Here is an 11,692-nt window from a genome sequence, read left to right as displayed (position 1 = left end):
CGCGCACTCTGACGCTGGCTTGGCAGATTCCTTCATTCCGAGCATACGGTTCAGTTTCCACGAATATACTGCTATGAAACCCTTTCACGAGATCTACTCGAATCGCTAGAGACGGAGTGGAAAAACGAATGAAATTCAAAATCCCCAAAAAAGTGGCAATCCCGGTAATTCTTCTGCTCCTTGCGGCTTTCGGACTGCTGACCGCCTATTTGAAATACGAGCCTTCACGGCATTTTCGGGGCACCGAGATCCCGGTATTGGCTACGCCGGAGCGTACCGGTAGAGATGTACTGTCGGATACGGAGGAAGGCATCGGCGACGAAGCTTCAAGCTCTGGGCAAACTGGTGTTATTGATAATGGAACGGCAGGAAAAGCCGGTGCGGCCCCTTCGTCAGAGGAGATTCGCGGAGCCCGGGGCAGCTTTAACCTGCTGCTGCTCGCCACTGACGCTCGGGCAGAGGAAGCTTCGCGCACCGATGTGCTGTTGCTCGCCCACGTCAATCCGGAGGACAATACCGTCAACCTTGTATCCATTCCGCGCGATACCCAGGTCAACCTTCCCGGCATTGGACTGACCAAGATCAACCATGCCCATGCCATGGCGGAAGCCCGCGGCAAAGGCAGCCACGCCGGCACCCTCGCCGCAATTCAGGCCGTCAGCAATTTATGCCGCTGCACCATCAACTATTACGTCAAAACCAACTTCAGCGGGTTTGAGCATTTCGTGGATACGATCGGCGGCATCGACGTTAAATTGGAGGCTCCCGTTAAGCTGACCTACAATTATTGGACTTTGCCTGCAGGAGAACAGCACTGGAACGGCGAAACGGCTCTCGATTTCGTCCGCGAGCGCAAATCGCTGGAAGACGGCGACAACGCCCGGCAGCGAAATCAGGCGCTGGTCGTGCAGGCGATTGCCCGCAGGCTGCTCGTTCCGGATAACCTGACCCGTCTGCCCGAGCTGATCCGGCAAGTGAAGGAAGACATTTTGGACACCAATCTGACCGATGCCGATATGCTGAGCTTGGCCTGGATGGTTCGCAGCATTGATCCCGAGGAGATGTATTTTGTGCAGTTTCCGGGGAGCAGCGGCAAAGCGAAGGACCCGTTGGTCGGCGCTGAACTGTACTACTGGATTCCGAATATGACGGCCTGGTCCGAGATGTCCCGTCAGCTTCTGGGGGATGAGCCCAATGAGTAAAAAATCTCTCTGGCCACATCCAAACGGCCCGCTTCGCCCGAAGCGAGGCGGCGGTGATCCGCGCCGGCGTCAGAGCCGGTGGCTGCTCCTTGCACTGTTGATTTTGGGCTTGAGTTGGGCCTTGCTGCTGCGTTGGGAGGCGAACTCCCCCTTTCCCGCTCCCACCTTCAACGTAAAGGAGGCCGGCGCCAAAGGCGACGGCCTCACAGATGATACGGCTGTTTTTTTGCGCGTGCTTCGGCAAGCGGCGGCCACCGGTCATAACACGACCGTCCTCGTCCCCCCTGGCACGTATCTGCTCGCTCTGGACGAGCCGCTGCCGATCCGCAGCGGCGTCACCCTCCGCGGGCTGGGCCGGCCTGTCCTGAAATTCCGTGCGATCAGCGGAGCCCGATACGGCTTTGAGGCCGTCTCCGTCCAGGGGCGCAAGGTCCGCATCGACGGCATCGTGATCGACGGCGGTTCACGGCTGACCCGCGGGATCGGCGTGCACAGCGGATCATCGAACGTGCAAATTGTGAATAGTACGATCCAGGACTTGAACCAGCCGGCCGATCCGCAGCACCCGTTGTCCACTACCGTCGTCGCCGGCATTATGATCTACGGCAACACTCTGGACATCAATATCCTCGGCTGCACGATCACCGGAATCTCCGCGCGAGAAATCGCCCCCGTCGCGCGGGGGATTATGGCCTGGAGCGAACCGGGGCGCACGATCGCCCGCCGCGTCAGCATTACAGGCAACCTGATTTCTTATATTACCCCGCGAGAGGATGCGGACGGAATCTATTTTGATCAGCCGCCTGCTTCTTCGCCGCGATCGGATTCTGTCATCTCCGGGAACATCCTCCACCACACCGCCAAACGCGGCATCAAAATCTCCGCCCCAGGCGTTGTCGTCAAAAATAACCGGATCCTCAACTCCTACTCCGGAGATAACCGCTATCTCGTTACGCCCAAGGACCCGCTGCCGCAGGACATGTACTCTGCCATATCCGTATATGCCGGCGATGTAACCGTGTCCGACAATACCATCGGGGGAAGCGGCAGCTTCTATGCTGCGATTGAGGCCAACGTTGGCTCGGCTGGCGGCGTCGTCATTGAGCGCAACGTCATCGAAAACGGCGAAGGCCAGCCCTTCCCCGATTCAAGCGGGATCCGCCTCGACCAAATCGGCAGCTTCCACATTGCCGATAACGTAATTACCGGCGCGGAAACCCCTATCCGCTTGTCGGAGCAAGCTAGGGCAGCGCTGGCATCGGGAGCAGGAACGCTGGCGGACAATACGGCCAAGTAATTCATTAGATTTGGAGGCCGGTGGAGGCATTTTCGCTATCCTTTCCCGCTGCCGTGGACGTTGCCGCTGCGCCTGCCTCCACGCCTTTGGCTTGCTCCCGTTGAAGCACGACCCGGATCGTCTGGAACAGGATCTTCAGATCGAGCAGCAGCGAATATCTTTTGATGTACATCAAGTCATAACGCAGCTTGTCGGACGGTGTGGTGGCATACCCTGCCATCACTTGGGCATATCCCGTTAACCCCGGCTTCACCATCAGCCGATACGTGTAATGCGGCAGTTCCTCTTTAAACCGGTTAATAAAAAACGCCCGCTCCGGCCGCGGCCCTACCAAGCTCATATGACCAAGCAGCACGTTGAACAGCTGCGGCAGCTCGTCGATCCGGGTGGCGCGCATCCACTGGCCCAGCCGGGTCACCCGGGCATCGTTCCGCCCGGCCAGCACCGGGCCGGTTGCGGCTTCTGCTCCATCCACCATGCTGCGGAACTTGTACAACGAGAACGGCTTTTCATGCAGCCCGATGCGCTCCTGAACATACAGCGCCTTCCCTCGCGACGTCAGCGGGATGAGGAGGAACATCGCAAGCATCACGGGGGATGCGGCAAGCAGCAAAACCGAAAATACCGTCAGATCAAAAAGGCGCTTGAACAGGCGCTCCGGCAGCGTCAACTGCGGCGGTATCAGCGAATACACCAGCAAATCGCCAATTTGTTGCGGCTCGGCATCGGCGAGATACAGCTCGTAAAAATCGGGAACGATGACCACTTCCATATTTCTTTTCCCTGCGGCCTGAACCCATGCTGCCTTCGTTTCGGGAGTCAACCCTGGACCGATGAGCAACGTCTCCATCCCTTCCCATGCCTGCTCCGGCAGTGCTTCGCCCGCCTCTCCACTGTCCGCGCGTACAATCCGCTCAACGCGGAACCAGGGCTTGCCCTGTTCCAACATGCCGCGCAGCGCTTCTTCACCAGGAGCTTCAGCGCTGACCACGGCCAACGTCTTTTTGCGGGTAAATCCTTTGCTCTGGATGTAAAACAACAGCAACCGAAGGCCAAACGATAACAGCAACTGGGCGGCAAATGTAAAGAGCAACAGACGCGGAGGCAAGCTCAACCATTTGCTCGCATAGCTGAACACGATCAGCTCCGCGGCGACGAATAACTGGGCCAGCAGTAAATTCCATAGAAATTGCGCCGGCTTCCGCCGTCCTGCCAAATCGTATAAGTTAAAAAAATAATACGTCATCACCGTTAACATCCCTAACCATGGGGCGCTACCGAATGATGAATCCCCCAGCACACCGGGCTGGCTCCAGCTCCCTTGCGGCAGCAGTCCGGCAGCAAGCCAGTAGCTGGCATATATCGCCAGCAGATCAAGAAGGAGAAGCACCGCCTTCATCCCATTATTCCGAAACAGCTTGATCATAAATCCCTTCCCCCTCCGCGTCTTCCAAGCGCGGCTGATCCTCCCAAGCTTCTGCCCGCTTGTGCACCCCAAGCTGCGTATACATCGCCGCCACGTCGCGGCGAATTTGCTCCAAATCGTACAGCCGCGCCAGCTTGCGGCCGTACTCGCCCATGCGCTGCCGCAGCCCGGCGTCCTGCTGCAGCCGCTCGAGCGCCTCGGCGGTGGCCTGCACGTCCCCAACCGGAACGAGGTAGCCGTTGCGGCCGGGGGCGACGAGATCGCGGCTGCCGCGCACCGCCGTGGCCACCAACGGCTTGCCGGCGGCCAGCCCCTCCAGCAGCGCCTTGGGCAGGCCCTCACGCCGCGACGCGAGCGCCAGGACGTCCGCTGCTTGCAGCAGCTGCGGCACGTCGCGGCGATAGCCGAGGAAGCGCACGGCCTCTGCCGCGGCGAGCTGCCGATACCGCGCTTCCTCCCGGCCAACCCCGGCCAGCAGCAGCACGGCCGGGACGCCTCGGCGCCGAAGCTCCGCGATCGCTTCAATCAGCTGCGCTTGATTTTTGTTGCGGTTCAGCTCCGCAATGCAGAGCACGGCGAAATCGTCCGGGGCTAAGCCCAACTCGCGGCGTTGCTGCTCGCGATTTCCATCCCCCAAGGCCGCGTCCGAATATAAAGTCAGATCTACGCCAACCCCGGGGACGTAGACGCTGCGGCCACGCACCGGAAAGGCGGCCGCCCGCCGGGCATCCTCCCGGTTGATCGTCACGAGAATATCGGTCCACCGGGATAAGAGCCGCTCCAGCGGGTAATACAACAGCCAGTTCAACCAAGGAGCTCCGGTATAAAAATGAAAACCGTGCGCGGTGTAAACGACTTTAGGATACGGACGGCCTGCCATTAAGGCGGCCACCCGGCAGACCACACTTGCGTTGGGCGTATGCACATGAATCAGGTCATATCGCTCCCGTTTGAGCCAGTCCACGAGCTCCCGCAAGGCTCGAACGTTCCCGGGGGCCAGTGGATTGCGGCTAAACGGCAGGTCCCGGCACGTAAACCCCGCGGCGTCCACCTCTTCCCGGCCGTGATCCGGGGCGGCGTAGGCATGAACGGTAAACCCGGCAACCCGCAGATCGCGCATAAAAGGCAGATGGAACGCCGCCAAATGGGCGTATACCGTTGCGATATAAGCGGCTTTTCGCGTTTGCGTCATCCTTTATGCGCCTCCTTGGACAACATTCGGGCAGAAGGCAGCTTCCGGCCGGATGCCTGCTCGTAAAGCTCAATCCATTTCCCGGTGACACGGGAAATGTCATAATGGGCCGCAGCGTGTTCCCAACCGCGCTGCCCCATGGCTCGCCGCTCCTCCGGCGGCAGGGCCATCACCTGCTCCATCGCACGAGCCAGCGCGGCCGGCTCCGCCGCCGGTACCAGGTGGCCATTTACGCCGTCCAGCACCACCTCGGCATTGCCGCCTACGGCGGTAGCAACGATCGGCAGCCGGCTGGCGCAAGCCTCCAGCAGTACGATCGGCAACCCTTCCCATTTCGAGGACAGGACAAATCCATCAGCGGCTTGCATCAGGGCCGGCATGTCCGTACGAATGCCGAGGATGCGCACGTATGCCGATAAGCCCAGCTCCGCCGCCAGCTGTTCGATCCGCGGCCGTTCCGGTCCGATTCCGGCGATCCACAGCACGCTGTTCGCAAAGCGCTGCCGCGCTTCGGCATAGGCTAGCAGCATAGCCGGGTAATCCTTCTCCGGGACGAAACGTCCGGCAGCCAGCCAGACAAACGGCTCCTGCGGAAGCCCCGCGCTCTCCACAACGGCTTGTTCACCTTCTCCACCTGTTCCGGCCCGGACTTCCTCCCCGCGTTCCTCCGCCTCACATGCGCCCCCTTGCTCCACCCCCAGCTCTGCCCGCAACTGCCGGCGTTGTCGGGGATCCTCGGCGAAGCGGCTGAGATCGATGCCATTTTCCATCAACCGGGTTTTACGGGCTGGCGCGATTCTGCGCTCAGTATATATGCGCACCGCTTCCTGGCTGACATTGGTCAGCAGGTCCCCCAGCGGATCGGTAAGCCGGTACAGCAGCTCCCGCCGCCAGCCCCCTTCGTTGACGTTGTGGGCAGTGCAGACCAAAAACGGAATGCGCACAAACAACCGCGTGACACGCGCCAAAATATTCGCATGCACCAGATGGCTATGGACCACATCGGGCCGCATCCGCCGAATCAAGCTGGTAAGCCGGCAGATCGCCCGAGGGTCCGGTACCCCTTTTTTCATGCCGAGGCTGACAACTTCAATCCCCAGCTCCTTAAGCTCCTCCAAGTACGCCACCGGCGGTATCATCGTCACCAGACGGACCTCGCAGTCTCTGGCCCGCAGTTCGCGGCACAGCAGCAGCACTTGGTTTTCCGCTCCCGCATAATCAAATCCGGTGATCACAAATAAGAGCTTCACGTTGGATCCCCACTCCTTCCCGTTGCTTGACCGGCAGCAGCGCCAATCCTGTCACGGCCATCACCACGTATTCGTAGTTGTAACCAAAGTCCCCGCTGAGCAGGGAGTAACCCACCGACTGAACCAGCAGGATGGCCAGCACCGGCGCACGTTGGCAAGCCGCCCCTAAAGAGAACAGCAGGGCGAATGTCCATAATGTTAACCCCACAAATCCCCCTTCAGCTGCGATTTCCAGCACCAGATTATGCGGAAAATCCCGGGCTAAGGGAGGCGTGACGCTGCCTAGCCCGGCCCCGAGAAACGGAGTGGACTCCAGCTTCTCCAAGGCCCTTGTCTGCAAGTCCAACCGGCCGATATAGTTATCGTCGCCCTGCAGCTGATTTCGGTCGAACAGGACCATAAACCGGCTGTTTTCCACCCAATCCTCCAATTGCTCCGCATAAGCCGATGCGACTCCACCCGCTACGATCGCCAGAAACAGCAGCGGCACAGTGAAACGCGACAGTTTCCTTAGCTTCCGCACCCGGAATTGACGGATGAACCATACGCCCAAATACAGCGCGTTGGCGAGCAGAAAAGCCGCCAGCGGCCCCCGAGACTGCGTGGCCAGCGCCGAAGCCAGCGCGACGCCCAGCGACAGAAGCCTGAGCGGCAGCGGAATCCGCGGCGCCCAAAGGCATACCGTTGCCGTAATCAGCGATGTCCGGGCGTTAAAGATCGGATTTCCGCCAGGAAGCGTTAACCGTCCGGGATATTCTTCGTTGTACTCGCCTAGCAGCAGATGCAACACCGCGTAAGCCAAGCCGGCCCAGGCGACGATGCTCCAGGAAAACCGGCCGTATTTTCGATAGACGAGATAGATATACAGCGCCGGAACAACGCCATGCGCCAACAGAATAATTTCCTTCATGAATCCGTTGGATTCAGCCGGAGCCCAGGTCAGCGAGATGAGGGCATAGCCGAGAAAAATCGCCCAAAGCCAAATCCCTTGATCCCGCAGCGTCTCCAGGACAATTGACGGTTTAAGCAGCAGAGCGGCACCCACCGGCAGCAGCGGCGCTCCAACTAACAGGATTAACGATTCCCCGGGAACGGCCAGCTTGTAGAAGTAGGCAAAGAAATCGAAATAGATGCAAAACGCAAACAGGTAGGCGGCGTCCACTTTCATTATTAATGACAATAGGCACTGAAGGTTAAAAAATATGACGGCCGCAACCAGCAATCCGATCCATATCAGACTGGTCTCGACCATCCTCAGCCCCCTCCTTCCTGCCGCCCAGCAATCCGCCGCATATAAGCCACCCGCGCCGCCTCTTTAAAGGCGACGTCCAAGTGACGCACCTGCTCCCGTTCCACCCGCCGCCCCCGCCATTCGCGGACAAAGCGTTCAATCTCAGAGAGATGGCGGATCATGTTCGCCGGCTCGCCCGGCAGTTGGAGAAAGATGGGGACCGGCTCCGGAAAATCCGTCTCCCGGTAGGCCGCGATCACCGGCAGGCCGTTGGCCAAATATTCGCGGACCTTCAGCGGCGAGGCTTCCTTCATGCCTTTGCGATACAGCGCCAGCGTTCCGATGGCGATATCGGCCTGATCGAGCAGCGGCTGATAACGATCACGTGTCAACTGGCCGTGAAACGCCATGTTCACCGGCACCTGCAGGCCAGCCTCCTCCAGCTCGCCGCGCTCCGGACCGATGATGTCAAACTGCCAGTCCGACTTAACGGCGGCCAGCCGGGCGATCTCGTCCAAGCCCTGCCAGGCTTGGCCCGGCGAACTGATAAACACAAACCGCACTGGATCAGAGTCCGAGTGATTCGCCGCATCCTCCACAGCGGTTGCTCCAAACTGATCCAACGGGATACCGTTGCCGATCACCACATAATCGTTCTTCACGTACCGCCGGAAGCTCGCTGTTTCAGCCAACTCCCCGCTGACGAACACAAATCCTCCGGCGGCTCTCAAGACGAAGCGGCGCGTCAGCAAGTGATACATGCGGCGGAGCCCAAGCCCGCCGCTTTCCAACTCCAGCTCCGCAAGATCATCCGTGTTAATCTCCAGCACGGACGGGTGATCCCGGAGCAGCCGAGGCAAGGAGGGATAATACAAATCATAGCGGTGGTAGATGACGTCCGGCTTCCAGGCGCGCACTCGGGCAGTTAACGCTTTAAATCGGGGGGCCCGGCCCAACCTGCCGCGATACGTTACGCGAAAGACAGGCAGCCCGCAGCTTTCCGCTTCCGTCCAAGCCGCGGCCGTATCCCGGCTGAACAGAAACAGCGCCGTTTCATGGCCTAGCGCTTGCCAGGTTCGTGCTTGGCTGATGATTTTTTTGAATACGCCGCTCTCCGGCCCTTCGTTCCAATGAATCAAATAGGCGATTCTCACGCATTCTCCCCCTTACGGCTGCGTTGACCCGAGCAGCTCCAGTACCACCTTGCGGTAAAGCCAGCGATCCGACGATTTCACGAGCTGGCTGTTGTGCCACAGCAGCGTGAAGTCGCCATTGTACTTCCGGCATTCCAGGTATAGCCAGCGGATCGTTTCATAGGCTTGTTCGAGGGTGAGCCCCATATACTCTGGGTGCAGGATGGTTTGGTCCATCACGATGAGTGGACGCTCACGCAATGCCAGCTCCCGCCGGGTCTTTAGATTAAACACCGGAAATTCATAACAAACCCCGCAGCGGAAGCCCGCCTGGTCCGCATATCCAAGCGTGCCGTCATAGTCCAGTCCGGCATCCTCCCAGAATTGCCATGTGTCCGGCGCCTGCCAGCGCAAATAGTGCTGGCGCCCGCCCCAAGCTACCTGATGAATGCCACCAGCTTCAGCAATTTCCCGCAGCTTCTCAAATTGTCTGCGGGTCCGTGCGGGATTCAAAAACGTATAGTACCCCGGATGCAGCCCGATCTCATGCCCCCGGGCATGGATTTCCTGCAGAAGCTGCTGGATCGCCGGGTCGTCGATGGAATAGTTGCCGTCAATCCCGGATTTGTCTTGATGCTCCTCGGTGATGAAATAAAAGGCGCTGCGCAGCCCGGCTTGTTCGCTTAGCTCCATCAACCAGCCAAACGTGTTGAACGGATCCTGGTCCAGTGCTCGTCGGGATCGAAGAAGCACCCCGGCTTTCTTACGGGCCGAATCAAGATCCCGGCGGCGAACAGCGTCCATCATCACTTCGCGGATCATCCGCAGTCGGCTGCGGCCGTAAACGTAGAACGGATAATCCACGTCATGACTCAGGTAAATCGCCGCCTCTCGCTTCCTGCGGGCCAGCTCCGGCCACAGCCCGTGCAGCAGTTCCCACAACAGCTCCACGTATTCATTGACGATCGGGCGATGCAGGAAGGACTCGCGCCAGGCGAGAGAACGGTATCCCGGAAACCGGCCGTGCCCGTCTCGCTCCTGGACCGCAATCTCTTCATACCTCGTCAGCATAAACAAACAGCTGCCGAACACATCCACGCCAAGATAGCAGCCTTCCTCGCCCTCTTCGTTTAACGGCTCGATGTAAGCGCCTGTCCGTCCTTTTTTGCCATAGATAACCGGCAGCAGTTCTTCCCCCGTTCCTCTTGTTGGTTTCTTGAACCGATCCAGCGGCAGCTTCGGCAAGGAAGCGGAGGTCAGCCATATCCGGTCGGGCGTCTTCAGAAGCACGTCCGGCATGCGGAGGAGTCTGCTAGAGGCTGCCTCCCCCTCTCGTTCTGCAGCCGTTCCCGATGCCCAGGTCAATTCAACATGCTCTCCGTCCCGGTAAATGATGGTATAGTCCAGACCAAGGAACTCGCCCAAAATCACGCGGTAGATGTATTCTCTCTCGGCCGCCCTTGCTGGAGGCGAATAAATCGTCAGCATCCCGTTAACCTCGCTCCTTGCCCAGTAGTGATCTGTCCGCAGCAGCTTCGGCTGCAATGATTTCAACGGTTTCTAGCGTATCCTCCGCCTTGTCCTCTGCCCCCCGGTACTTCCGCACCGAATGCCACGACAGCCCCAGATGCAGCGCGTACCCCAACGTAGATGCAGCGCTGAACAGCCCGATGGCCATTTCGGCCGACTGGTGCGTATGCCAGGCGAAATACAAAGAGCCCAAAATGAGCACCGTCCGAATGATCTCCCGGTACAAATGCAGATCCTGCCGTTCCATCACGTCGATCGTGGATCCAACGGAATTGGCGACAAACTGACTTAAGTACATCATCGAGAGAATGCGGATAAAGCTGCCTGACCGGGCCCACTCTTCGCCAAACAGGAACGAGAATAGGTAGGGACCTACCCCAACGATGATAAAAATAACCAAGGCGCCGAACAGAAAGACGTTGCGTACCGTTTTGCGGAATAAGGGATACAGTTTGTGGGGATGGTTGATCATGGAGTCGGCGGATTCCGCCAAGTACACGTTGCGAACGGAGGTCATGATCAGCGTCATCGGTGAGCCGAGAATCCGCTGGCAAAGCGCGAACCAGCCGGCCACCTGCGGGCCGTAGAACGAAGCGAGCAGGATGGTAGGTACGTAGAGGACAACGCTGTTCAGCAGCCCGGCGGCCATCGACAGGAACGGAAACCGCCGGTATCGGTAGGCGCTCTCCTTCAAGTCAGCCCAATCCGAGGTGATGGCCTGGCTTTTGACATCTCGGCGCCAGAGCTTCCACTGCGGCAGCAATCCGCCAAATCGGCCGATGATATCCCCAATGATCAGCCCTAACGGCCCGAGGTGGAACAAGCTCAAACCAATCTGCGAGGATACTTGGCTCAGGCTTTGCGTATATTTCGTTCGCGCCAGCTGCTTAAAGTATTTTTTGCGGATCGACCAGTAGTTCAGGATTTGATAGAACCCGGCTCCGAACAAGCTGACGATAAAGAACAGATAATAGTGCGTCAAATAAGATTCGTGCAGCCAAGCCGACAGCGGTTCCTCCAGGATATGAATCCCGATGCCGCTGGCAATGCTGACCCCGATACAGATGCGCAGGGACAGACTGAGCACGTTGGAGGCGGTACGGTCGTCTTCCGGCAGCGTAATGGCATTTTCGTAGGAGAACGAAATCACCATCAGCAAGATCCCGATAATCGACAGGTACATCGAGTACGTCCCGTATTCAGTTGGCGAGTAAAGGCGCGTCAACACCGGCAGCGTCGCCATCACGATCACCTGGCTGACAACCGTTCCGCTGGCCAGCACGGCTACGTTCTTCAGGAACCCGTCGTTCTTGAGTTTCCACAGCAGGGCGGGCACGTTTTGGAGCCGCAGCAGTTCCCCAAGCTGTCTAAGATGGCGGATAAATTGGAAGTTAAATTTTCTTATCATGTTTGGCATAATCGTCCTTTGAA

Annotated in this window: 9 protein-coding genes; 2 read left to right on the top strand and 7 right to left on the bottom strand. The window is 58.9% G+C overall.

The genetic code is table 11. The features are described from left to right. Positions 1 to 128: 128 nt before the first annotated feature. Together U9M73_RS20155 and U9M73_RS20150 are read left to right on the top strand one after the other, a co-directional pair. A complete protein-coding gene (locus tag U9M73_RS20155) occupies positions 129 to 1,202 on the top strand; it encodes an LCP family protein (protein ID WP_323078831.1) in 1,074 nt (357 codons plus the stop codon). Next, on the top strand, positions 1,195 to 2,499 hold the full coding sequence (locus U9M73_RS20150) for a right-handed parallel beta-helix repeat-containing protein (RefSeq protein WP_323078828.1): 1,305 nt from the start codon (positions 1,195 to 1,197) through the stop codon (positions 2,497 to 2,499). The genes U9M73_RS20155 and U9M73_RS20150 overlap by 8 nt, the downstream gene beginning before the upstream one ends. 4 nt (positions 2,500 to 2,503) lie before the next feature. Here U9M73_RS20150 and U9M73_RS20145 read toward each other — a convergent pair whose 3' ends face one another. From U9M73_RS20145 to U9M73_RS20115, 7 genes are read right to left on the bottom strand one after another with little or no spacing between them, the layout of a single operon-like run. Next, the gene (locus U9M73_RS20145; protein ID WP_260070512.1) at positions 2,504 to 3,925 is read right to left on the bottom strand and encodes a sugar transferase; all 1,422 of its coding nucleotides are present in this window, start codon (positions 3,923 to 3,925) and stop codon (positions 2,504 to 2,506) included. Beyond that, positions 3,903 to 5,117 carry a glycosyltransferase family 4 protein gene (locus tag U9M73_RS20140; protein WP_323078823.1) on the bottom strand — a complete coding sequence of 405 codons (1,215 nt, stop codon included), beginning with the start codon at positions 5,115 to 5,117 and terminating at the stop codon, positions 3,903 to 3,905. The genes U9M73_RS20145 and U9M73_RS20140 overlap by 23 nt, the downstream gene beginning before the upstream one ends. Then, positions 5,114 to 6,367 carry a glycosyltransferase gene (locus U9M73_RS20135; protein ID WP_323078821.1) on the bottom strand — a complete coding sequence of 418 codons (1,254 nt, stop codon included), beginning with the start codon at positions 6,365 to 6,367 and terminating at the stop codon, positions 5,114 to 5,116. Before U9M73_RS20135 ends, U9M73_RS20140 begins: the two co-directional genes overlap by 4 nt. Further along, complete coding sequence (locus U9M73_RS20130) at positions 6,336 to 7,619, bottom strand: O-antigen ligase family protein (protein ID WP_323078819.1); 1,284 nt, start codon at positions 7,617 to 7,619, stop codon at positions 6,336 to 6,338. Before U9M73_RS20130 ends, U9M73_RS20135 begins: the two co-directional genes overlap by 32 nt. A gap of 2 nt (positions 7,620 to 7,621) precedes the next feature. Continuing rightward, positions 7,622 to 8,752: a glycosyltransferase gene (locus tag U9M73_RS20125; RefSeq protein ID WP_323078817.1), complete on the bottom strand. Its 1,131-nt coding sequence runs from the start codon at positions 8,750 to 8,752 to the stop codon at positions 7,622 to 7,624. Between the two features lie 12 nt (positions 8,753 to 8,764). Further along, a complete protein-coding gene (locus U9M73_RS20120) occupies positions 8,765 to 10,285 on the bottom strand; it encodes a polysaccharide deacetylase family protein (protein ID WP_260070517.1) in 1,521 nt (506 codons plus the stop codon). Continuing rightward, positions 10,224 to 11,669: a lipopolysaccharide biosynthesis protein gene (locus tag U9M73_RS20115; protein ID WP_260070518.1), complete on the bottom strand. Its 1,446-nt coding sequence runs from the start codon at positions 11,667 to 11,669 to the stop codon at positions 10,224 to 10,226. Before U9M73_RS20115 ends, U9M73_RS20120 begins: the two co-directional genes overlap by 62 nt. Between the last annotated feature and the right edge of the window lie 23 nt (positions 11,670 to 11,692).

This window comes from Paenibacillus phoenicis, assembly GCF_034718895.1.
GTDB lineage: Bacteria > Bacillota > Bacilli > Paenibacillales > Paenibacillaceae > Fontibacillus > Fontibacillus phoenicis.
Note: the sequence above shows the minus strand (reverse complement) of the source record. Positions and strands in the feature narration are given on the sequence as shown.